The 22,632-nt window shown below is 43.6% G+C and carries 30 protein-coding genes; 16 read left to right on the top strand and 14 right to left on the bottom strand.

Annotated elements, in window-relative coordinates:
• Window positions 1-28: 28 nt before the first annotated feature.
• The 10 genes from RKD52_RS21570 to RKD52_RS21525 all read right to left on the bottom strand — a co-directional run bounded on the left by RKD52_RS21570 (window position 29) and on the right by RKD52_RS21525 (window position 5,735).
• The gene (locus RKD52_RS21570) at window positions 29-403 is read right to left on the bottom strand and encodes a hypothetical protein (protein ID WP_454101445.1); all 375 of its coding nucleotides are present in this window, start codon (window positions 401-403) and stop codon (window positions 29-31) included.
• A 98-nt stretch (window positions 404-501) separates the two neighbouring features.
• On the bottom strand, window positions 502-648 hold the full coding sequence (locus RKD52_RS21565) for a hypothetical protein (RefSeq protein WP_454101444.1): 147 nt from the start codon (window positions 646-648) through the stop codon (window positions 502-504).
• Window positions 649-1,113: 465 nt separating this feature from the next.
• Entirely contained in the window at window positions 1,114-2,127 is a 1,014-nt protein-coding gene (locus tag RKD52_RS21560; protein ID WP_454101443.1) for a hypothetical protein, read from the bottom strand.
• A 292-nt stretch (window positions 2,128-2,419) separates the two neighbouring features.
• On the bottom strand, window positions 2,420-2,671 hold the full coding sequence (locus tag RKD52_RS21555) for a hypothetical protein (protein WP_454101442.1): 252 nt from the start codon (window positions 2,669-2,671) through the stop codon (window positions 2,420-2,422).
• A 223-nt stretch (window positions 2,672-2,894) separates the two neighbouring features.
• A complete protein-coding gene (locus RKD52_RS21550; protein WP_454101441.1) occupies window positions 2,895-3,230 on the bottom strand; it encodes a hypothetical protein in 336 nt (111 codons plus the stop codon).
• 603 nt (window positions 3,231-3,833) lie between these two features.
• Complete coding sequence (locus tag RKD52_RS21545; RefSeq protein WP_454101440.1) at window positions 3,834-4,235, bottom strand: hypothetical protein; 402 nt, start codon at window positions 4,233-4,235, stop codon at window positions 3,834-3,836.
• A gap of 198 nt (window positions 4,236-4,433) precedes the next feature.
• Entirely contained in the window at window positions 4,434-4,802 is a 369-nt protein-coding gene (locus tag RKD52_RS21540) for a hypothetical protein (RefSeq protein ID WP_454101439.1), read from the bottom strand.
• Window positions 4,803-4,843: 41 nt separating this feature from the next.
• Window positions 4,844-5,065 carry a hypothetical protein gene (locus tag RKD52_RS21535; protein ID WP_454101438.1) on the bottom strand — a complete coding sequence of 74 codons (222 nt, stop codon included), beginning with the start codon at window positions 5,063-5,065 and terminating at the stop codon, window positions 4,844-4,846.
• A gap of 26 nt (window positions 5,066-5,091) precedes the next feature.
• Window positions 5,092-5,382: a hypothetical protein gene (locus RKD52_RS21530; RefSeq protein WP_454101437.1), complete on the bottom strand. Its 291-nt coding sequence runs from the start codon at window positions 5,380-5,382 to the stop codon at window positions 5,092-5,094.
• A gap of 17 nt (window positions 5,383-5,399) precedes the next feature.
• On the bottom strand, window positions 5,400-5,735 hold the full coding sequence (locus tag RKD52_RS21525) for a hypothetical protein (protein ID WP_454101436.1): 336 nt from the start codon (window positions 5,733-5,735) through the stop codon (window positions 5,400-5,402).
• A gap of 189 nt (window positions 5,736-5,924) precedes the next feature.
• Here RKD52_RS21525 and tmk point away from each other — a divergent pair, with 189 nt between their 5' ends.
• The 5 genes from tmk (at window position 5,925) to RKD52_RS21500 (ending at window position 8,518) form a co-directional block, all read left to right on the top strand.
• Window positions 5,925-6,701: a dTMP kinase gene (gene tmk, locus RKD52_RS21520; RefSeq protein ID WP_454101435.1), complete on the top strand. Its 777-nt coding sequence runs from the start codon at window positions 5,925-5,927 to the stop codon at window positions 6,699-6,701.
• Between the two features lie 521 nt (window positions 6,702-7,222).
• Window positions 7,223-7,690: a hypothetical protein gene (locus RKD52_RS21515; protein ID WP_454101434.1), complete on the top strand. Its 468-nt coding sequence runs from the start codon at window positions 7,223-7,225 to the stop codon at window positions 7,688-7,690.
• On the top strand, window positions 7,659-7,892 hold the full coding sequence (locus RKD52_RS21510) for a hypothetical protein (protein ID WP_454101433.1): 234 nt from the start codon (window positions 7,659-7,661) through the stop codon (window positions 7,890-7,892). The genes RKD52_RS21515 and RKD52_RS21510 overlap by 32 nt, the downstream gene beginning before the upstream one ends.
• Window positions 7,893-7,909: 17 nt before the next feature.
• Entirely contained in the window at window positions 7,910-8,131 is a 222-nt protein-coding gene (locus RKD52_RS21505; RefSeq protein ID WP_454101432.1) for a hypothetical protein, read from the top strand.
• Window positions 8,132-8,230: 99 nt separating this feature from the next.
• The gene (locus RKD52_RS21500; RefSeq protein WP_454101431.1) at window positions 8,231-8,518 is read left to right on the top strand and encodes a hypothetical protein; all 288 of its coding nucleotides are present in this window, start codon (window positions 8,231-8,233) and stop codon (window positions 8,516-8,518) included.
• Between the two features lie 122 nt (window positions 8,519-8,640).
• On the opposite strand, the gene RKD52_RS21495 is transcribed toward RKD52_RS21500, so the two are convergent.
• Complete coding sequence (locus RKD52_RS21495) at window positions 8,641-9,081, bottom strand: disulfide oxidoreductase (RefSeq protein WP_454101430.1); 441 nt, start codon at window positions 9,079-9,081, stop codon at window positions 8,641-8,643.
• A gap of 129 nt (window positions 9,082-9,210) precedes the next feature.
• Between RKD52_RS21495 and RKD52_RS21490 the strand changes: the two genes are divergently transcribed.
• The 5 genes from RKD52_RS21490 to RKD52_RS21470 all read left to right on the top strand — a co-directional run bounded on the left by RKD52_RS21490 (window position 9,211) and on the right by RKD52_RS21470 (window position 14,600).
• Window positions 9,211-9,432: a hypothetical protein gene (locus tag RKD52_RS21490; protein ID WP_454101429.1), complete on the top strand. Its 222-nt coding sequence runs from the start codon at window positions 9,211-9,213 to the stop codon at window positions 9,430-9,432.
• A 385-nt stretch (window positions 9,433-9,817) separates the two neighbouring features.
• Window positions 9,818-11,926, top strand: a complete 2,109-nt coding sequence (locus RKD52_RS21485) for a peptidase domain-containing ABC transporter (protein ID WP_454101428.1) — start codon at window positions 9,818-9,820, stop codon at window positions 11,924-11,926.
• Window positions 11,923-12,348: a thioredoxin family protein gene (locus RKD52_RS21480; RefSeq protein WP_454101427.1), complete on the top strand. Its 426-nt coding sequence runs from the start codon at window positions 11,923-11,925 to the stop codon at window positions 12,346-12,348. Before RKD52_RS21485 ends, RKD52_RS21480 begins: the two co-directional genes overlap by 4 nt.
• Before the next feature lie 19 nt (window positions 12,349-12,367).
• The gene (locus tag RKD52_RS21475; RefSeq protein WP_454101426.1) at window positions 12,368-13,822 is read left to right on the top strand and encodes a glycosyltransferase; all 1,455 of its coding nucleotides are present in this window, start codon (window positions 12,368-12,370) and stop codon (window positions 13,820-13,822) included.
• A gap of 163 nt (window positions 13,823-13,985) precedes the next feature.
• Window positions 13,986-14,600, top strand: a complete 615-nt coding sequence (locus RKD52_RS21470) for a leucine-rich repeat domain-containing protein (protein WP_454101425.1) — start codon at window positions 13,986-13,988, stop codon at window positions 14,598-14,600.
• Window positions 14,601-14,770: 170 nt separating this feature from the next.
• On the opposite strand, the gene RKD52_RS21465 is transcribed toward RKD52_RS21470, so the two are convergent.
• The 3 genes from RKD52_RS21465 to RKD52_RS21455 form a co-directional block, all read right to left on the bottom strand.
• Window positions 14,771-14,869 (bottom strand): putative holin-like toxin, encoded by a 99-nt coding sequence (locus RKD52_RS21465; RefSeq protein ID WP_454101424.1) that lies wholly within the window; start codon window positions 14,867-14,869, stop codon window positions 14,771-14,773.
• A gap of 1,221 nt (window positions 14,870-16,090) precedes the next feature.
• Window positions 16,091-16,918, bottom strand: a complete 828-nt coding sequence (locus tag RKD52_RS21460; RefSeq protein ID WP_454101423.1) for an ATP-dependent DNA ligase — start codon at window positions 16,916-16,918, stop codon at window positions 16,091-16,093.
• A 294-nt stretch (window positions 16,919-17,212) separates the two neighbouring features.
• On the bottom strand, window positions 17,213-17,404 hold the full coding sequence (locus tag RKD52_RS21455) for a hypothetical protein (RefSeq protein WP_454101422.1): 192 nt from the start codon (window positions 17,402-17,404) through the stop codon (window positions 17,213-17,215).
• Between the two features lie 913 nt (window positions 17,405-18,317).
• On the opposite strand from RKD52_RS21455, the gene RKD52_RS21450 reads away from it, so the two are divergent.
• The 6 genes from RKD52_RS21450 (at window position 18,318) to RKD52_RS21425 (ending at window position 22,506) form a co-directional block, all read left to right on the top strand.
• A complete protein-coding gene (locus tag RKD52_RS21450) occupies window positions 18,318-18,902 on the top strand; it encodes a recombinase family protein (protein WP_454101421.1) in 585 nt (194 codons plus the stop codon).
• 151 nt (window positions 18,903-19,053) lie between these two features.
• A complete protein-coding gene (locus tag RKD52_RS21445; protein ID WP_454101420.1) occupies window positions 19,054-19,860 on the top strand; it encodes a hypothetical protein in 807 nt (268 codons plus the stop codon).
• A gap of 21 nt (window positions 19,861-19,881) precedes the next feature.
• Entirely contained in the window at window positions 19,882-20,289 is a 408-nt protein-coding gene (locus RKD52_RS21440; RefSeq protein ID WP_454101419.1) for a hypothetical protein, read from the top strand.
• Window positions 20,290-20,452: 163 nt separating this feature from the next.
• The gene (locus RKD52_RS21435; RefSeq protein ID WP_454101418.1) at window positions 20,453-20,704 is read left to right on the top strand and encodes a hypothetical protein; all 252 of its coding nucleotides are present in this window, start codon (window positions 20,453-20,455) and stop codon (window positions 20,702-20,704) included.
• Entirely contained in the window at window positions 20,701-21,195 is a 495-nt protein-coding gene (locus RKD52_RS21430; RefSeq protein ID WP_454101417.1) for a hypothetical protein, read from the top strand. Before RKD52_RS21435 ends, RKD52_RS21430 begins: the two co-directional genes overlap by 4 nt.
• Before the next feature lie 57 nt (window positions 21,196-21,252).
• On the top strand, window positions 21,253-22,506 hold the full coding sequence (locus RKD52_RS21425; RefSeq protein ID WP_454101416.1) for a hypothetical protein: 1,254 nt from the start codon (window positions 21,253-21,255) through the stop codon (window positions 22,504-22,506).
• The last annotated feature ends 126 nt before the right edge of the window (window positions 22,507-22,632 follow it).

Here is a 22,632-nt window from a genome sequence, read left to right as displayed (position 1 = left end):
ATAATACGTAACAGTAAGATGAAAGCTATCATTTGAGCCGCGTTAGAAAGTCGTCAGTCATACGGTTCAGTATGTGCGGTTCATACTCGGGCTTTCCGGCTTTCGCGAGCGCCTGGTTCAAGTTCCGGATCTCCCCGTACTTCGCTTTTAAAACATGCATCGGAGCATAGCTGTCCGCGACAATCTGCGCCCCGATGTCATCGATCCGGTCATACTCAGTCGGAAACCGGTCTTTGATTTCCTCGACGGTGATGGTTTCGTCCAACCGGTAATTTTTAATTTCATGAATCATGTCAGACGTGTCTGCTTTATCGCGCGCCTCGGATTCAGACGTTGCGAGAACAGTGCGTCTGACTTCTACGGTCATGATAACATCGTAAAACTTTTCACTTTGTGTGTTCATTATATTCGCTCCTTAATAATGAAAGATAAGATGGTTAGGTAACTGTGTTACGTAAGATGTAACAGTAAAATAAAGCATAAGAAATCCAAAGCACTTTTTTATTCACCGTATTCTTCTTCACGCTCTAGTTCTTGCATAACTTCAGCAACATCTGGCTCGTGTCTTTTCAAAAACTCACTCAGACTGATTTTGTTTTCATTTTGTTTGAGCAATCCGGTTTCCTCGATGTTTTTTAATGGTTTCAAAGCGCTTCAACCTCGCATTCTATCGAATTATGATTATTTGTGACTGTTACATTTTACGTAACAGGATTATGTAGGATATCGGGATTCTTTGGATTGGAGATGATGAGATTTCAAAGTGGTAGATGCGTATTTTCTTCGTACTACGGATCTACTAAAGACTGTCTTTCGTCAACAAAAATTTGCACTTCCCCTTTGCTCTCCATCTTCTTTATTGTCTTGTAGACCTTGTCTATACAACGCATATCATAGAATTTTCCTAACTTTAAATTTGCATAAACAATCCGGTACTTGTGTTCCAAATTCATTCCTCCCAATTACCTTTTTGAGTCCCCTGTGCATCTTAAAGAGTGTTATATAAAAAAGAAGCCCTTCAAGGATTCACAAGCATGAATGGCTTCTAGTAAGAGTATATAATCTACAAAATATGTTTACGTAACATGTAATACAAACCTATTACATATATTGTCACAGCAAATCGGCCAGTGCCGACTCGCTCATGAGCGCCATGTCGATCACATAGAGATCCTCGCCGTTTTTCATGACATCGATTGAATAAGTCCCGGACAGTGCAAGCTCCGGCAACAGCTCCGTGATCTCGCGGCGCACACGGCTCAGGTTCTCGTTGTAATCCTCGGTCAGTTTGTCTTCGTGGGCGAGATAGGTCTGGTAGTCGGCCTGGATCGACTCAGCGAGTCCGTTTTTGAGCGCACGCTTCATTACGATCGGGTGCCAGTAGGGGACGATGCCGATCAGTTCGTTCTTGTCGCAGTCGACAAAGGCGCGAAATTCGGTGCGGAGCGGCATGCCGTTATAGATCGTCGGATTGTCTTCACAGTCCTCGATGTATTCCCGCACGACCAGGTCCACACTGTGACCCGCGCCGACTTCCATTGCGAAGTTGTTTACGACCTGAAAGTATTCACCCATCTCGCGCGGCTCGCTGCACTTCGCGTTTGCGAACTGAAACTTGCTTGAGAACGTGCCGGTCTTGATAAAATACGTTTTGCCGTCCTCCAGTCCGAACTGATCGAAGATGAACTGGTTGAACAAGTCTTTATCCGTCTGAGACGTCTCCTGGTATTCGAGGCGGATGAACTGGGCAAGCTCGATCGGAAGGCGCAGCACTTTCGTATCTGGCGTCTTTAGATCGGAACTGCTTTTGAGCAATGCGAGCTCAAGTGCCGGGTACCAGTTGTACAGGCTGTTCGGGTTGTTTGAGAATCGCTCATAGGTTTTTGCAGACAGATCGCTCACACTCAATAGGCGAGAGAGGAGGCCAGCTCGCTCTGGATGCTTCTCTAAATCACGCACCGCCTTGTCTACGTCGAACCGGTCCGTGCGGGCGAGAAACCCGGGGCGGATCACACACTTTGTGATTGGTGCCTGAAAGTTTTGGATCATCTCCGAAAGCATCTCTTTGGATGGATAATATGCGCTGTCGTTCACGCGGGCTGGCAGATTAGGTGAAGTGGGTTTCATTGGGGATCGCTCCTTATGTGAATAAGATTTTGCTCGATTCGTCGGTGCGGGTTTACCGCACCTGGTTGTATAATATGTTTACTGTTACATATTACGTAATCATGAATAAGTACATGTCGTACGCATTTCATACGCACCGTATGCCATTTAAAATCACATGCCGCATTCCATGCGCATATCGTATAGAAACGCTGCTCTAAGCGATGGGTGTATACGCGCATACGAGATGTCACACTGCATACAGCATGGCGTGTGCGCTACATAAAAAAACCGGAGCGAATTTCGCTCCGGTTTATGGTGTTTGGTTATACTGCATCAAGACGCGGACGATGATCTCGTCTAGCGCTTCGTCAAGTGTCGGATAAATCGGACTCTCCCCGTTGATGCGATGACGGAAGTCACCTTCAAACGAAACGGTATGAGTCTTCCATTGGAAAGACCGGACACTGATTGTCGAACCGAGCATGTTTTCGTCTTCCTGCTCCTGGAACCACTCGATGATCTCGTCGCGTTCTTCAAGTAAGATTTTCTGCAGCTGATTCATGCGGATCGCCTCCTGAATTGGTTTTTAGACATACGCGCGTTGCCGGTGCTTCTGCTCCTGTTTCGCGCGTTTTTCATGCAGGGTCGGAGTCTTGCGGACGTGCGTGCTGAAACCCGGGGCGTATACTCGGTTCGCTTCTGGGTTCCTCGCCCCGTTGCGTGCAGCATGCGCGGGTTTTCTGGGCGCTGCTTTTGGCCATGATGGATCTCCTCCTTTAAGGTGGTCAGTTGATTGATGGGCCCCGAGACACCGGGGCGTCTTCCTGAATCAATCCCACTTCACGCAAGACAGCAGGGAGGTGGCCGCAGGTTAAGATCCGAAAAATAAGGGTTTCGTCTTTTGGAAGCTCCATCAGCGTCAAGGAGTTAGCTTCTTCGGTGAGTCCCGCCTTCTGGTATTTCGCAAACAGGTCTTGCTGGATGGCTTCGAGTCTTGAGAACTCGCCCCATTTGTGGACGATCCACTCATCCATCATGTTGTAAAACAAAAGCGAGAGCTTGCCGTGCATGTATAGGGCCTGCCTAATCTCGTTCAGTAAGTCCTGATCTCGTTCGTCCATTGTTCTCACCCTTTTATTTTTATTTCGTATTCAAAAAAAATAAGGGAACCGCGCAGTCGCAGCTCCCTTATGACTCTCTGGTCTCTTTTTAAAAAAGAATCCGGCATCCGACCAATACCGTGATCCTTTTTATCAGGAAGGTGCCCGGTTGTCGAGGCCGGCGCGCATTCCCTGGTGAGTTTTAAAACCGTTCTCCTTCGGTTTATCCCTTTTTTGTTGTCATAGACAAAAATGGGATCAAAAAACACGGAAATGTGTGTGAGCCCGATGACGAACGGACATTTCAACGTCCACCATCACATCGACTTGCAGGGTTAAGATTCGACCGGTCTCGATAGGGAACCGAATCGAACCTGAGGCACATTGGCCTCTTCCTCACTCATTTCTCCGGCCCCGATTCATTCGGGGCGTCTTTTGCTCTGTTTTTAGGTATCTAGCGCGTGCTTGAACCCTGTCCATGCGCTGTGCTATACTCAAGGTACAGTTTGTATATGAGTTTGGGGCATGCGCCCCAGACGGCAAACCGTTGGTCTGGTTGGTCGTCTTCTCGTATCTTTTCCGTGAGAATGGGTCCGCTCTTTTGAACAAAGAGCGGATCTTTTTTTATTTTCCGAACGTCGCCTGGAGGAATCCCATGAATTCTTTGACTGCAACCTGGATTTCTTCCGGGACGTCTTTTTCAGACGGGTCTTCTTCCGTCTCCGTTCCAAGAAAATCAAAGATCGTAAGCTGGCCGTATGGTGCGTCACTATCGCCGGGTTTTTCGCGGCCGACGGTCGACTGGATGATGGCTTCGAGCTTTCTCAAATCGTTCATTTCTGCAGCAAGCTCGCTCCGCTCGGACTTTTCGATAATCAGACGACTCTCGATCAGGTGGATCTTTTCATTATTTGTGAAAGAGACCGCTCCGATGATGCCTTTGATGTCGGTCAGGGTGCTGGATTCTATCGCGCTCAGGGATTCTGCTTCGTGTTCTTTAATTGACTGGACTGTCATTTGTATCATGTTGCATTCGCTCCTTTAGGTAATTGGATTTTGTATTCAGTTTCAGTCATAGGGTGACTGTGACTGGTTTTGCTTGATAGAAAACATTCTGGAATACCATTTACGGAAAGGTTTCACATAGTGTATTACATGTTTTGTAACTATATTATGTAATAAAAAACCGGTGCATGATTCCCGCACCGGTACCAGTCACACCCGTCAGCTCGCACGCGTACTGATCTCCAGAAAGCCTTTGGTGTGGACGATGTCGTGTTCAAGCAAATCCGTCAGATACCGCTTCAATGTCTCCAAAGTCTGAATGATCGTTGTTTCAAATTCCGCTTTCTCCTCTTCATCAAAAAAGGAATACGGCTCGAACCGGATAACGGTCGAGGCGAGCTCTTTTTTGTATTCGGTTTCGCTCTCTCGGATGCTGACATACAGATTGCTTGTGTGCCCATAAAATTCAATCATGACGCACCGGCTGGATTGATAATGCGCCTTCATGCCGAGAAGCAGGATGTCTGAAAGCAGCTGCTCTTTTTGACTGCTGTCTGGAATAGCGGCTGGTTCGACGGTTGTATTCATGGGTTCACGCTCCTTTAGATTTGTGAAATATTGATTTTTGGTCACACAGAAACGGCTTTCTGCAGGTTCCCGACGGCAATCGTGATCGCACTCTCAAGCGTGCTGCGGGATGAGACGCTAACCACATTTCCAGTGGCATCGGTGATGCGGCAGATGAAGCAGCCGTCTGACTTTTTAGCGTGAAGGCGGAGGTTTGACGCGCGAAGGCGCTTCATCGTCTGTTTGGCGCTCAAGTTCGGATGGTCGGTCAATAAAATGCTCATAGGGTATCGCTCCTTGTTTTTAGAATTTAGGCGTTAATCGCGGTAACGGTCTTTTGTCCATAATCAAACGTCGAGTCGGGGCGCCACATCTCTTTGCCTCGGTGCTCGATAAAGGCGGCCAAGGCTTTTGCACTTCGCTGCGCCTGTTCGTGAAACAGGCATGCTTTGTTGACGGGCTCCTCTGCCTGAATCAAAGCGGCCATCACAGCGTTTACGGTATCAAGTGCATACCGGCTGTCTTTTTCGGTCCGGCTATCAGGCAGGGATGCAGCTGCTGAACACGCCGCTTTCAAGATGCGGCGCTCAATCGTAATCATATGAATCTCCTCCTTTGTTATTGCCCGCTCGCCAGTCTGTCATCGACAGAAAGGGGAACCGACCGTTCTCGTAAAATATGCAAGTCGAGTGTGATCGAATCTTCATGTTGGAAAAACGCGTCTTTTTTCTGTTTCATGATCGCCATGCGTCCGGTGAGGCGGATTGCGGAGACGTTGTCATGCCGTTCGGGGCGGCCGATGTACATGTGGGCGCGCTCCATGAGATGCTCAACGGTCGGCGCCTGGATGGTCATGGTTTCATAGACCGTCCAAGAGGGCTTTTTCGTCTTCGGGTCGATCACTAGGAATTCTACGGTGCAGTCTGCCTGGGTGTTTTGGCGGATTGGTTTCATGTTTTCCCTCCAATTTCTCTCATGTTCCTTTTTTTAATCGGTGCGGCGGGTTCGCACCACTTTTTCACGCCCGTCTTTTTTCTGAATGAAAAGAGCAACGGGATTTGTTTCACGGACTCGATTGAAAAAATCCATAAAATGGAATATAATAAAATCATGAAAACGTTGAACAGAGAGGGTTTTGATAAAATGATAGCATGCATAGACAGACCAGGGAAGCACACTGAACGCAACAAAACAGCACGCGCCATGAAGATTGTTGCAATCGAAGGATTGGACAAGGCCGGCAAGCATACGGCACTGAAAGTTCTCAGAGCGTATTTCAAAGAGAAAGGGCTCCGGGTCGAGACGATGAGTTTCCCTAATTACCGCTCTCCGATCGGAGTCTTGATTCACAAGTGGCTGAAAGGAGAGTTTTTGGCCGACGAAAAGACCTTCGAACTTCTGCAGGCGGCGGACAAACAGCGTGCGCAGGTTCAGATTCAGGAATACGAACGGCAAGGGGTCGACATCCTCTTGATCGACCGTTACGTCCATACGGAATGGGCATACGGCGCGTTTGACAACGATGACGCTTGGCTCCAGGAGCTCACACGATTCATGCGGCTGCCGGATGCGGTGCTCTACCTCGATGTTGAACCGGAAGTGAGCATGCACCGAAGGGGCAAATATGGGGACAACGATCTGTATGAATCCGACATCGAGCGCCTCCGGTACACAAGGGACGAATACTTTTGCCTGTTTGAAGAAAAGGGTGAGGCGATTGGTCTGGAGATCATCGACGCCAATCAGCCACCGCTGATTGCCAAGTCACAGCTGCTGAAAGCAGCTGGACGATTGTATCAGACCTTCACGGGCAACCAGCCGCCAAACGATGACGTGCTCTTGTCTATCACAGACGAGGAAAAAGAGCTTCTGAAACGCTATTACGGAACGGACACTCCGCTGTATGATGTCCCTCATTAAACTATAAAGAGTCTCGCATGCCATCTGCGGGACTCTTTTTTTTGTTCCTGCATTGTTCCTTTTTGGGGTCAAAATGTTCCTTTTTACCCCCGAAATGTTCCTTTTTTGGGCCGAATCAGGCCGGATTTCGAAGAAATGAGCAGCAAATCGGCCCGGTCGGGGCAGCCCGGAGTCACGCAAAAAAGGGTCAGATGCGGCCATTTGTTCCTTTTTCACGCGAAATGTCCCTTGGATGTCCCTCACTTTTCACGCCAAAAAGGAATGGCTGAATCCTTATGTATCAAGGGCTCAGAGAATCGTGTTCCTTTGTTCCTTCTTTTCTTAATCAAAGACTATAAAAAAATAATATATACATAAGCGTGTTACACATATAAAGGTTTCTCAAAAAAACCAGGAACAGAGGGACATCTGCGGTTTTTGAGTGTGACAGACCTTGAACTTATACTTGCGTGTATGCAAGTAATCTGATAAAATGGGAATATATAGGAGATTCGTAACCAGGCGAAAAAGGAGCGATAAGAATGAAGGAACTCATAGCAAGATTCCGAAGCAAATCACGTACGATCACGTATCCGGAAATCCGGGCCTACCTCGCCCAAAAGAGGATGCCCGAACCGCTCGCCGATCTGTGCGTCCAGTTTTTAAAAGACCGCGCGGCAGAGAACGGGGAGAGCTTGGTCGGACCGAAGACCGTTCAAAACATCATAAAAGGGAGCTGGGCCCTTACCGAACCCGAACTTGAAGAAATCTATCACAAAAATCCGTTTCCGATCCGGCAGTATGTCCTCCAGGTCACAAGTGACCCGGATATGCCGCAGATGGACGAGCTGACCCGTCCGGTGGAGCGAGTGAGCGCCCAGGCGAAATGGGCCTACGTGTTTTTGTCCGAGTCGGCGCTACGAACGGTCTACGGCATGCTGTACGAGCCGGATCACATCTGGAAGGTGGTGGGGTTTTATGCGGAAGAACGAGCTGCGGCGGTTGGATGAAACGTATGACGACAAGACGGACCCGTTTTTGCACAGGGGCTATGTCACGGTGAAGGCGATGGCGAAGATGCAGGTCGAAGAGGCGAGGGCAAACCTGGACTACGCCGAGAGGCGTTACCTTCGAGCGAAGCAGGAGATGAAAGAGATCGAAGCGTCCTACGCGCAGCTGTGCGAAATGGAGTTACAGGGCGATGGTGTATAGAAAGGATGATGAGTATCATGGCGAGAAATATGATTGAAGTTGCGGTGTATAAAGGGGACGAATTCGTATGTTCCGGTACGGTCAACGAGTGCGCGGCGTTTCGAAACGTAAAGCCCGACACAATCAGATACTACCTGACAGCTGCCTATCAACGGAAACTGGAGAAGCGCAAGGGCAGCCGAAATCCTATCCATGTCATACGGCTTGATGGAGAAGACGAGGACAATCAGAATACATGATTCGTATATTGCTCATCGTTTGGCGTGGGTCTTTATTATCATTAGTGGGGGCATTGGATACGTTTACAAGATATTTTTTTTGATTGGAGGAACGAACGTATGAGGAAAAAAGGGATAATAATTACGGTTCTCATAGGCATTATCGTAGCTGGATTTGCAGGGGTGTATCTGACACAAACAGGGACGGAATATATTATTGGGTATAAAGATGGGGTAGATCCTGACGAGATCTTTCAAATAATTGACCAAAATGGGGGAGAAGACGTCAATCACCTCTCAAGCATCGGGGCGTTTACCGCAACGATGAGCAGCAAAGAAGCAAAGAATCTGGCTGGAGCTGGAAAGATAGAATACGTGGAAGAAAATCAGGAAATGAGTATCGATTAGAGGGTATCTGTCTAAAAGATATATGTATTGATAATAGGTCCGAACTGAACACGAGATTCTCTCTCAAATTAAAATGTTGATCTGGTCAGTTCGGATTTATTGGTATTCTGTTGCTATTTCCCTCACATAGTAGTAGTTTCTTCAACTACATTAACAGCTCGAATATCAAGCCATACAAGGGCTGTAATAAGAATGAACGACACTAAAGCCATTAGTGGTATCGTTATAAACCCTAATAAATTTATGTAATCCGTAGAACATGAAGCTCCTATATTGCAGAAGGTGTGGTCTTCTAAGATGTCAATATTTTGCACTAAAACATGATACCCAGACACTAAGATGCCAAAAATTGATAATGGGAGTACATAAAACTTAACATTTTTATCCTTGGTGTAAATTCCAACTGCTAATATTACTACTAATGGGTACATTAAGATTCTTTGGTACCAGCATAAATCACAAGGGATGAATTTAAAAATTAAACTAAATGAGAGACTTATCATAGTGGCTATGATTGAAATAATCCAAGCGAGTTCTACCGCATACTTAGTAAACTTATCCATATTCCCCTCCTGTTTTCACTAATATTACAACTATGGTATATAATGTATCATAAGACACTGTTTAAATTAATAGCTATGAGTTAAGTTTAAGTAAGAAAAAAATTTAAATAAAAGATGGAGGTAATTTAATTGGTCGATAAAAGTAGCTTTTCAAACGGATTAAAGAAGGGTTTAAAAGAAGGATTAACTTATGGCTCTGTCTTTGATAAAGATATGAGCGAACGGAGCGTAAAAGAAACTGAAGGAGTAGGAGTAAAAAAGTTAATTGATCACATTTCAGGGAAAAAGAAGCTAACACAAGAAGAACAAAAGAACCTTATCAAATTGCAAAAATATACAAAAAAACTCTGAAATCAAATTTCAGAATATAGGCTTAAAGTTTGATATTTACTTTTGTGTTGACTTCCATATTATGAATGATATAGCATTAATTGTAAGGTAAGCGCTTGCCTAATTCTTTTATAAATGGGAGGAAGAGACATTTGGAAGACTTTAAACTTTTAGAAAACGAATATGATACCTTAAATGTGGAAGAGTTGGATGAGATGGTAGGTGGCGCATCTGCATATTGCGAATCTCTTTGGCTACAATGCATCACAGGTGTTAGTAGTGCCTCTCAATCTATCGTTTGCCAAACTTGGCGAAATCAATGCACATGATTAATTAATAATTATGAGAAAAGCCCTGCCTCTTTGGTAGGGCTTTTATAAAAAATAATTCAAGGTGTGGGCTGATTATGAAAAAAAAACTAACTCATGTCAGGCAGCAAGATTCTTATGACTGTGCGGCTGCTTGCGTTTCAACTATATTGTTTTATTATGGGTTAGACTATAACTTAACTACTGTTCGAGATTTTATAAATACTAATGCTTATGGTACAAAAGCATCGGATGTGGTTAGTGGATTTGAAAAATTAGGTTTTTCTTGCAAAGGTTTCAAGATTAAAAAATCGGAATTTGTCTCATTTGTAAAAAAAATTAACGCTCCATGTATAGCTTACGTAAAAAAGGAAGAACTATATCACTATGTGGTAGTTTACAGTATTAAAAAGAACAAAATTTTAATTAGTGACCCTGGAGAAAGTGACTTAAAATACATAGAATTAGATACTTTTATTGATAGTTACTTGGAACTTATATTAATGCCACAACCAAAATCAAATGGGAATAAGACTTTTTCGAGTGTGCGGAAAAAATCGTATTTGTTTCAATTGATTAAGTTTTTTTGTAAACAGCATAAGCTTTTAGTCCTTTTAATTTCCGTTTTTTCTATTCTTTTGATGGTATTGTCAGTAGCTAGTGCATTTTATATAAAAATTTTAGCTGATTACATACTCCCTAACCACCTAGATCATACACTTTTTGTGGTTTCTACAGTTTTTATTTCGATTGCCATATTAAAGAGTCTTATTGATTACATCAGGGGATTTTTGGTGATCAGAGTGGGTCGGAGCTTCGAAAAATTACTCGCAAACATGTACTTCTCCAAACTTTTTAAGCTCCCTCCAAAATTTTACACTTCTCGCCAAGAGGGAGAAATGATTTCAAGGTTCAATGATTCCCTCACTTTAAGAGATGTTGTCAGTATGCTTGTTGTTACTGTTATAATTGATTTCTTTTTGTTTATTTTATCTGGAGTTTTTCTATATTATCAAAACGAAAACTTATTCCTGTTATCTCTGGTACCTATTGGGTTATATTTAACCCTTTCATATCTGTTTTTCGATCGATTGCAAAGGCAAAACAGAACCGTTATGGAAAAGCATGCAGATATGGATAGTTATTTATTTCAGGTAGTAAGGAATATTGAGAGTATTAAAAGTTTGAATAAACACATCGAAATTAATAAGCTGACGAATGATAAATATGAAAAGCTATTAGGGAATTTTATCAAAGAAGACAATACGGTAAACTTTAGTTCTTTTCTAAAAAAAATAATACAGTCAGTCTTCGGTGTTTTTATTTTGTGGATGGGGACAAAACAAATATTCTTAGATGAAATGTCTTTTGGAGCACTATTGACCTTCAACGCCCTGTTAGTGTATTTTGCAGGTTCGGCTGAGAATATAGTTAACTTACAACCAGTGGTCCAAAAAGGAATTGTTGCAGCAGAACGCTTTTTTGAGATAATAAATTATCCAACTAAAGATAGTCACAATACTAAAAAAATTGAAGATGTTATTCATGAAATAGAAATAAAGGATCTTAATTTCACTTATAGTGGTCGTAATAATATCTTGAATGATTTTAATCTTGATATAAAGCATGGTGAATTTGTTGCATTTGTTGGAAGCAGTGGCTGTGGAAAGTCAACGGTTGCTAAAATTATCACAAAACTTCTTGATGTGTCTGATGAGTGTGTGTATGTAAATAAAATAGATATAAATACAATAGACGATATATCTCTTAGAGATAGAATAAAATATGTCTCGCCAGAATCATTTTTCACTAAAGATAGCGTACTGGAGAATATTAATTTAGGAAAAGAAAAGGATCCAAGTGTATTAAGAAAGGCACTTGAGGCTTCTTGCCTTGATCATGTACTTAATACTCTTCCTGGTGGATTGAATTATCGTTTGGAGGAAAATGCAAAAAACTTATCGCTTGGTCAAAAGCAAGTGCTAATTTTAGCAAGGGCTTTAATTTCTAATCCGGATGTTCTTATTTTAGATGAAACGATTGGGAACATTGATGTTAACACCAGAAACCAGATAATAGAAAATCTAAAAAGACTTGATTGTATCACAATAGTTATTACTCATAATGTAGACGATCTATCAAAATTTGATAAAATTTTTGAATTTAATGATGGAAAAGCTATAACTAAGGAGCGGCAGATGGCATGAAAAAAATTATTGTTGTTGGTGTTTCTTTAACATTATCAATATTCATAATTGCGTTAGTAATTAGTAATATAACTGAAGATAAGCCACTATATAATAATATATCTACGAATGAGTATGAAAAAAATCTTAAAAAGAAGAATACGTTTATTTCTTATATTTATGCGACATCATGTCCTGCGTGTCAAGAGTTTAAACCTGTCTTGAATAATGTTATACAAGAGGAAGATGTTGAAATTCATGCTGTTAATTTAGATGTAGAAGATAATAGAGATAGAGAACTATATGATAGTAAGAATATTATGGAGACTCCTACTCTATTATGTTACGAAAATGGAATTGAAAAGAAGAGAAATGTAGGCTATATGTCTGAAAAAAAACTAAAGTCTTTTATTGCCAGCTGCGATATAAATAACAAACCCTAAAACAGGTGGACTAAAAATTATGAATAATCTGAGTGGTTTTGACAGGTGTAGTGATAACTATTTATTCGCCCAAGACTTATCGTTACTTGAAAAAGTATCTGATGGAATTAAGATGAACATTAACTCAATAGATATTGATAGGTACAGGCTACTATCGTATCCCAAAATTACTTGTGGGATTATGACTTATAACGAATCAAGATGCATAGAGAGATGCATAAATAGCGTAAAGGATGATGTGGATGAAATTATATTGATTGACAGTGGTTCTACAGACGGGACGTTAGATTTGGTCAGGGATAAATTTCCGTTTGTTAGGATTTTTGAAAAGAAATGGAACGACGATTTTTCGGAGCCAAGGAATTATATTTTAGAATTAGCTGAATATGATTGGGTGTTATTTGTAGATGCTGATGAATTCTTGGATGCCCAATATAAAGGTAAAATAAAGAGTGTTATAAAAGTTGTAGAGAGTGTAATATCTAGCGAGCAAACGTTTTGCCTTAGCCCAATTGTTGAAGAAATCAACGGTGGTAAGCATTACAACTTAATGAGAATTTTTAAAAAGAGTTCCGGTATAAAATTTTCCGGAAGAATTCATGAAGAGCCATTAACTTCATTTGGAGAAAACCCAGAACATGTAATGACTCAAATAAAATTCTTCCACGATGGCTATTCCAAAGAAATAATATCTGGAAAAGAGAAACTATTTAGAAATATAAGGTTGCTGGAGAGAATGTTAATTGAAGAGCCACAACGTCCTAAGTGGTACTATTTTTATGCCAGAGATTTAGCTGCCAAGAGTTATTATGAGAATGATCATAGCAATAAAACTATTTGTGATCATATCATTATAGAGAAATTGGAATTTTTTATTGCTAATTTCACCAAAGAAATTGATTACCACAAATATCTTCCTGAAGTATTAGTTGTACTTTGCAATAGCTATGTCAAAGTTGGAAGGTGGGGCGACCTGCAAAATAAGCTGCAAATATTAAAAGAATGCTCTCCGGATTGTGTAGATATTAATTATTTTAATGTAATATTGCACACTAAATATTACAAGCATAAATTAAATAAATTAATTAGTAGTTCTATGGAATTAGAAACAGGCTCGAGAAGCTATATTCATTCTGAAAAACATCATTTAATGTACATATCTTTCCTCACACTGTTTAATATGGGAGAATTTGATCGAGCATTAGAGGTTCTTAATAAAATTGATGATTTATCTATTTACAAAGAGAAAGGCAATGAGTATCTTAAACATGTCAGTGGAATTATTCGAGAGATATTCTGCGGTAAAACAATAAATATAATTAAACTATTATATGAATTATTGATGTGTATTACCATCAACAAAGAGAAACACTCACAGCTGCTATTGAAAATTACATCACAGACGACAAACGAGACAGTCATTATTTTGTTGCAGGATTGCCGTCTATGGTTACATCTATTTCGACTCTGCTAAAAAATCAAAAGGTCAGAAAAGATCAAATTAAAGTAGATGCGTTCAGAGGGTATCCTGCAGCCGGTAAGTGAGTTTGCGCACGTCATTGCACCCCTTTTCTGTGATTTTGTGGTAAAATCAACCCATTAGAATAATCACTATGCGGAGAGCGGAGAGTGTGGGGATGGCATTATTTATGACGACTAATGAAAAGCATTTTCGATTTGATGAATTCCGGAGGGAGATCATTGATTATGACGGAGAAGAAAAGGATGTCGTGATCCCGGTTTATATCGATGGGATGGAAGTGACATCCATCGGGCCGGAAGCCTTCTGGAACAAGGGCTTGAGGTCTGTTGTCTTCCCGCCGACATTGTCCGTTATCGGTTTTTACGCATTTGCGTTCAACCAGCTGAAAACGGTCTATATCCCGGACACGGTCGCCTTGATCGAAGACGGCGCGTTTACGTACAACCATCTGGAGAGTGTAAGACTTGGGAAGAATCTGTTTACGATCCCGCATGCGGCGTTTCGGTACAATCGGCTCTCAAGCCTATCGCTCCCGGTCAACACCCAGGAGATCCTCGCCGATGCATTCAGTGACAATCCATTAAAAGAGCTTACGTTTGAAGGGGCGCCGACGTTTATCCACCGGCACGCATTCCGGCTTGGGAAAAAAGAGATGAACGACCTGGCGATCCGGGGAATGGAAGCCGATAACCTGCGCGCGCTGCTGGACCATCATGCGTCGTCGGTCGATTCGTACAAGAGACTTGCTGCGCGGTACCGGTCTGAGTGACGCGCCTTTTGAATTCGTATGGCCGCATGTGGTATGATGCAGGTAACAAATCACAAAAAAAATGACCACAGCTGGGAACTGTGGTCATCGATACCCATTCTTCCGATAGGGGATTGGTGTCATCGAATCTGGAAGCTAAGCGTAGCCCTCACCCGGTCGAACAGGGGGGGCTATTTTTTTGCGTTAAAAATAGCGACAACGACCGCGATCAGCGCGATGACCATCGTGGAGAAAGAGATCATAAGCGTAAGCGCCTGGAAAGTTGTCATGGAATCACCCCCTTTCGGGGACAACTCCAACCACCCTACCCAATAATCGAATAGGTATCTGCTCGGTTTCTCGCATAAACCGCTGGTTTTTCCGTTTTACGTATAAAAACGCTATGCTGTCAACGGTTTATGGCACTTTGTTTGAATTCTTTCAATTCCTTGGTAACTAGGATCGGTATATCAATAGATTATTTAGAACAGTGTTCTAAATAATCATAGTTAACTGCAGATATGTGCGGCAAGGGGTTGCGGCTCTTTTTTAAAGGTGTGAGAGTGTGCCGTCTCATGCAATCTGTCATGAATATGCTCGCAAAAGGGGAATATAGATGACCCCGGTCAACTTTTAGGTTTACAATCAAGCTCATCGTGATATACTTTAAGTAGGGAGTTATTGCAAATAGATTCATCCAGCCAACTGAACCCAAAAGCTGATTGTCCGTCAGCCGCTTTGGAGCTCACAGATCCAGTACGTTTTATGTATGTGTTGTTAGGTCACATACACAGCGCAGCGCTTGGATTAGACGTTCCGAGAACCCTAATGCAAGCAGAAAGAAAGAAAAAGCCCGAGCAGTCGTCCAACTGCCGGGCTTTTCTTTTTGTGCTATCTTCCAAAATCACTGGGGGACCCACAGTTTCACACCCTGTCCTGCAATGTCCGTACGAGAAAGCGGCTCCGGGTTGTCCAGGCCCGGTGAAAACGCGATGCATAAAACCAATGAATCTCCATATGATATGGTCAAGCGGAGATTGTTATGGCTTTGGTTGCGTGTCTATGTTAACCAGTCCGTCTGTGGATGAGATGAGATCCCCCACTTGTGACAGGTCAACGCCCGCAAAAAACATGAAGGTGATTCCTAAGATGAGTACGATTGCTAGAATCGGCCATTTTAGTTCTCTAAGCACAAGTGCTTGTCCCTCTTTGCGGGTTTTATAGGCGGTTGCCCTTTTTAGGGGGCATTGGTTGGTGTTGCTATTGGGGTTATTGCGTGCCAACCGGCCCTCACTCCTTTCATTGGAGAATGAAAGGACAGGTCGCTTCTCGTACCAACATTATATCAAAGAAGAATTTCAAATCTAACAACTTTTGAAGCGAAATCGAATAAAATTGCTAAATTTTTCATCCCGCTCGGGTTATCTGGGTGGGAATTGTTGATTTCCCCTCTTATTTAATTACCAAGCGAATGTTTGCTGCGAATAAAAAGCCTACCCGATGGGTAGACTTTATGCTAAGAAGCGGACAAGCGAGGGAATCCGAAGATTTCCTGATTTCGTCCAGTTTCTGAATTTGATCTCACAGCGCAGCTGCGGTTGAAGATAAATGAAGGTCTTATCTTCGCCGGTGACGAATTCTTTGTACATGCTGTAAAAACGTTTACGCTCTTGGTTTGTCACAAACTCCATCACACCCACAGGGCGTAAGCGTGACGGTTCTCCAACACCGAGCAAGAGTCCGAATTTATCTTTTCTGAGACCAAGGATAAAGGCATCTGTGTACTGATAATGGATCACCTTTCGCCAGTCATCCGATCGTTTATTGATCTGATACTTGGAGTCGGCTCTCTTTTGAACGATGCCCTCAAGGCTTTGCTCTTTCACAAGATCAAAATAAGCACCGGCATTCCCGTATATCCATTTAGACGTACATAGCACATCGGAATCTGGTATCAGTCGTTCTAAGAGCTGTTTTCGTTCGTATAGCGCTAGATTCACGACTTGACCTTCATAATAGATTATATCGAACACACAAAATTGAATCTGGTGTTGTGATTTCGTTGATTGAAACCGTTCCATCATGGCTTCAAAGTCAGGTTTTCCTTTTTCACCTGGCACGATTAGCTCTCCATCGAGAATCGTTCCGTCCGGGATCGAAATCGAGTGTAGCTCCGGAAACTTAGACGTGACCTCATTATGGTGACGGGTGTACAGTTTCACTTTCCCGTCAAACTTTGAGAGCAAGAGGCGAATACCGTCCAGTTTTAGTTCCGTGATCCAATTCTCGTCCTCAAATGGAGCATCGGCTTTTTGAAGCAGCATAGGGGAAACGAACATGGTTATCACCTCACCATTCATCATATCATTGGAAGTTGATGTCTGAATGTGGTAAGTGTTGGATGTGAAACATGTGCCTGTTCCGCAGAATGTATCTAAGATACTCATCGGAATTATGCTTTGAAAATAAAATAGAAAACGGTATACTTGAAATAACAAAAAAAAAAGAAAATCAAGATGCGCCAACATCTGATTTTCTAACCGTTCATGGTGTGGTTTTGGACTGACCCGCCAGTGAAGCTAAGTGAAGAATTCCATAAGAGATTTTGTGAAGCTGACTTAATTACCGTTAAGTCAGTTTTTCTTGTTGCGTCTTTTTCGCTTTTTCTTCTTACGCGGTTTGTTCCGTGGTGTTTTGGGTTGATTGTTGTACTTTTTCAGCAACAACTCAGCCAAGTAGAAAACGCCTGAATCCGAATCCGACATGGCGTTGACATTGTTGTACAGCTCAACCAGATTATTGATGAGCTCAACGGCTTCCAGCATCCGCAGCCACTCCTTTCAAAAAAAGTATGGCGGGGTGCTGACCCAAAACATTCTATGCTGATGTGGTTAATTGTATCGGAAGTCCGCCCCGTTTTCTACCGTTGATTTATAAACGTTCACCTAAAAACGATAGCAATGCGGATCCTTTTCTATCTATTAATCAGTATTACCGCAAACAGCATCATTTGATTCAACTGTTTGCCTAATTCCACGCATCACCCCTTTCCATCCTTCCCTTACTATTATATCAAGTTGAGCTCCGTTTCTAAAATTGCTTCTTTTCGACACCGGTTTGCCCACACCCACATTGTAAACGATTTGGCCCTACCGCACTAGGGGAAGCAAAGCGGATTTATGGTCGAAAATGCGTTCGGTCAAGACTAGGTCGAGGTCGGAGGCATTAGCAGAAAATTTTTGGATCTAACCGCTGCAAATCCGCGTTTGGCTGACCACCCCCATTCTTCGGAAGCTCTTGATAGAGCTGCGCCCACGATTGTTAAGCCGTGACACATACGTTGGATCAAATGGTGCTAATCATTTGTTCTCATAAAAATAGAAGTCTCCTACTCACTATCAAAAAAATTAATAGAAAAGACCTTTTGAAAAAAAGTCGGTATTCCACGGTTAGTATCATTATTGACAAACTATTCAAAATTTATACCTCTTTGAATAATTCAGAAAAAAATACTGTTACATGTTACGGAATCAAAAACCGTAATACGTTACCGAAATCATTTACAATATCTGTATTTTTTGTCCGTCTACAAAACGGATGTTAAATAGACACCGGAACTTGTTTTGTGGCAAATCGTCTACAAAGTCGTTCACACGTATTTAAACCCGTTCTTTTTTCTATGTTGACGGCTCCATACGTTTTGTGTACGATAAAAGCAGAAAAAAGGGGGTTTTTGGTATGAAAATCGGGTACGCCCGGGTATCGACAAAAGATCAGTCCCTGGATCTTCAAATCGACGCTTTGGAAAAAGCAGGCGCAGAGAGAATTTACTCAGAAAAAGAATCTGGTGGAAAATGGGACCGGGCAGAGCTTGCGAGGTGCCTCGAACATTTACGGCCCGGTGATACGCTCGTCGTCTACAAGCTCGACCGGCTCGCCAGGAGCTTGAAGCAGCTGATCGAGATCGCCGACCGTCTCCAGGAAGAAGACGTGGAGCTTTTCAGCATTTCCGAGCAGCTCGATACGAAAACCGCGATGGGTCGTGCCATGTTCGGCATGATCGGGGTGATGGCGGAACTTGAACGCAACATGATCCTGGAGCGGACGGCTGCAGGTCTTGCTGCAGCCCGTGCGAGAGGGCGCCGCGGAGGGCGCCCGAAGATGAGTGCGAAGAAAGTCGCGGCGGCGCTCGAACTGTATGATCGCCAGGAATTGACGGTTGCACAAATCACACAGGAGACGGGTGTAAGCAAGGCGCTTTTATATAAAGAATTAAACAAACGAAAAGAAGCAGAAACGATGCAGGATCAGGCGGCCGAATGAGGCGGCCTTTTTTCGTGTTTCTTCTATTATATAGATGCTGATCTCGGCATCCTCATTATGATTGGATTTTCCTGTATTGACAAGATTAGTAATTTACGGTTAAGTTTGTTTTGGCAGAAAGATTGACGTATGACAAAGGGAGGCTTTTAAGATGTTTGTTGGTTTTAATTTAGTAGGTTTGGATGAAAGATTTCTTTCAGATTATATTGGCTCAGGCGAAACGATCTTCAATGAGCAGAAAGCGCATATCGAAAAAGAGCTGGATGGCTTTTTATTAGCAGATGGGAGCATAGATGGGGTGGCATTGCAGGATGATTGGTTTCCGGAAGTGGACGCAGACATTTTTCTTTCTCACTCTCACGGAGATCAGAGGCTCACTCTCGCATTTGCAGCCATGCTGAAGGATAATTTCGGATTGAATGCATTTATAGATTCTGCTGTTTGGGGTTATGCTGACAATCTTTTAAAAAAGATTGATGAAGAATACTGCAAGAATGAGACCGGTGCGACATACGACTACAACAAGAGGAACTTTTCTACGAGTCACGTCCATATGATGCTCTCGGGAGCATTAGCGAAAATGATGGACAAAGCGGAGTGTCTCATCTTTATTAACACCCCAAATTCCCTTTCTACTAAAGATGTCATTGAAAAAAGAACGAAATCTCCTTGGATTTACAATGAAATCGCGATGTCCACGATGCTACGGACAGTCCGACCGGAGAGACATGAAATACTAACGAAATCTGCTAAATTTGAACATTCCGATGAGAAAAAGGATTTGACCATCAATTATACCGTAGACCTCAACCATTTGATTAAATTGTCTACGTCTGACCTCGATGGGTGGCGTACGAAATACGTTAGAGAGCGGGATAGATCTTGGCAGCACCCGTTAGACCTTTTATACACTAGAAAAGGTGTGCTAGAGTTCGACCTTCGCACATATAAAAGTTAAAATTCAAGGAGATGGCCGCAATTGGAAGAAAAAATGAGACATCTTGAGATGATTCAAAACGTAATATCCCGCATGGCGACAAATTCTTTCTACTTGAAAGGGTGGACTGTGACTTTAGTGGTCGGTTTATTTGCTTTCGCGAACGTCAAAGACATGAACGCTGGCTTTATACTCTTGTCTCTGATTCCGGCCGTCGTATTTTGGGGGCTCGATGGCTATTTTCTTCACCAGGAAAGAGCGTATGTAAAGCTCTATCAGCACGTCATCAACCTAAATAACGATCAAATTAATTTTTCATTACGTGTTGGCCAATATAAGAGTAAAAAACGGTTATTTAGTGCGATTTTTTCACCAACGCTATTTGTCCTCTATGCACCGATTGTTATCGTTATCATTGCTTCATTCTTTATCGCATGCGCCGCAAAATAGAAGATTCCATGCACCCATCTGTGATGGGTTTTTTTATTTACCAGAATCAACGTTTCTCCTAACGACAAATGGTAATTTATGTTATTTATACTTGCGTGTATGCAAGTATCGTGATATACTGTGTGTATAGGCAAATAGCGAATAAATAGAGCAGGTGAATCCAATGGTAGACGCAGACAGCCGTTTAATCGACTGGCTGTTTCACGAAAGTGGAATCAGCCGATATAAAATCAGCAAAGACCTCGGCATTGCCGAGTCGACGCTCTCCCGCATCGCGAACGGCCACACACCGATCGAAGCCGTCCGGTTCGGGCTCGCCCATCAGCTGACCGAGTACGCCCGGTCCAAGAAAACGCCCGAAAAAGGGACGAACAACCAAGAAACAACCGAACCGAAAGGAGGAGACACCACATGAGCGAGAAAAAACGCAAGCGGCGCTCGTTTTGGGAGCCGGAGTCCAAGAAACTCAACGACTGGCTCGATGCCCAGTCCGATCTCGGAACGAGCCTGCAGCTCATCATCGTGGATGCGATCCATAAATACGGCGAAGGGGATGTCATCAAGGCCCACTTGAGCCAGCGTGAAACGTTTTACGACACGCATGAGCCAGCACCCGCGCCGACACCGGTGCGAAAGGCTGCACCGATCATCACGCCGGTTGACCAAGCGCAAGCCGCACCGTCTATAAATAAAGAACAAAAACCACTCGCACTCCAGGAGGAAGCTCTGGACGTCGAAGACGAGGTTCTGCTCGATTCGGACGAGCCCTCGGGTGAAGAATTGCCGCTTGATCTCTCGGATCTGATGCAGCAGGAGGACGACGTGCTTCCGGATGAAGATGCAGAACCCGAATACGATCCCGTCTCGATCATGATGAACGACATTGGGAGCACATTCAGCAAATAAAACAGATAAAGCGCAGGAATCTGCGTATGAACTCACAAAAAAGGAGCGGATGCGATTATGACAGCAGCCATCACAGCAGGTCTGGATTTAGGAAACGGGTATGTGAAAGCAAATATCAACGGTTTGGTGAGGGTTTTCCCGTCAATCGCCGTCAAACAGTTCAACACGGCACATCATACGCCGCTTGGCGACGATGAAGTGGGTACCTTCATGAGCGACATCATCAATCAGATGGACGTGAGCTTTTCAAGCCCCCTCGTCCGTTCTACAGAGCGCCGCCTGTTCGGAGAACGCGCGCTAAAGTCAGGGCTTAACTTAGAAGAATTCGACGTGTTTGCCCGCATCGGGAAAGCGGAAGTGGATCTCTCTGGCGTCCTTGCCCTTGCGACGATCGCAGCTGACCGCCTGTATGCGCACTATGACGAGAACAAGAGCCTACCTGCGTCCGATAAGTTAAAGGTAAAAGTGGATCTCGCGACGGCCCTTCCGATCGGAGAACACCGTCATCACGCGAAAGTCTACCGCCAGAAGTACCTGAACGATGGCATGCCGCACATGGTCACGTTCCATAACTTCGAGCGTCCGGTGCATATCGAAATCCTGTTTGAACATGCGTATGTGGCAAACGAAGGCGAGAGTGCCCAGTACGGCCTGATGTTCGCTAAAGATGCGTTCCTGGACATGATCTACAGAGAAGCCGTGAAGAGATTCCCGAACGGGGAACTGGACGGCATTACGGGCCGGGATTTGGTGAGTGCGAAAAACACGCTCGGGATTGACATCGGAGAGGGTACAATTGATTTTGCTGTCTTCTCAAACGGGAAGTTCAACTCGGATGCGAGCTCTACGATGAATCAGGGTTACGGTTCGGTTTTGGAATCCACTCTTTCTAAACTTCAGGAAGAGGGGTATCCATACAAGTCACGCAAGGAACTTGCTGAACTGATTCACAACGAGCCGTCGCCGTTCACCAAGAAAAAGTGGACGCATGTGAAAAACGTGAACCAATCCGAAGAAAGCCGCTTCGGCGACGTGGTTGCAGGTGAAGTGAGTAAAGTGTTCAGCCGCGTGGGCGGATTTATCGAAGTGATTTTCGTCTTCGGTGGCGGCGCAACGCCTCTTGAGTGGAGCCTGTTCGAAAAACTCCAGAGCCGCGTGGCGGAATTTGGGGACGACAACCTGCTTCCAATCGTCTACCTGGACAGCAAGTTCTCACGCTTTTTGAACGTGCAGGGTCTGTACCAGGTCGCTCAGAAATTGCGCCCAGCCGCAGTGGCCATGAAGAAAAAGCAGCTGGCAAAAGCAAAATAAAGAGAAACGGGGGTGTCTTTCGCACCCCTCTTTGTCGAATCTGGCCGTTCGTGGTAAAATTGGAAGGATTTGAGCGGTCGGAATGGCCGCTTGTAATCCAAAAAAGAGATAAGAGCACGGAAAAGG

Source organism: Metabacillus sp. SLBN-84 (genome assembly GCF_053629595.1).
The sequence above is the reverse complement of the archived record's forward strand: the minus strand, read 5'-3'. Positions and strand labels throughout refer to the sequence as shown.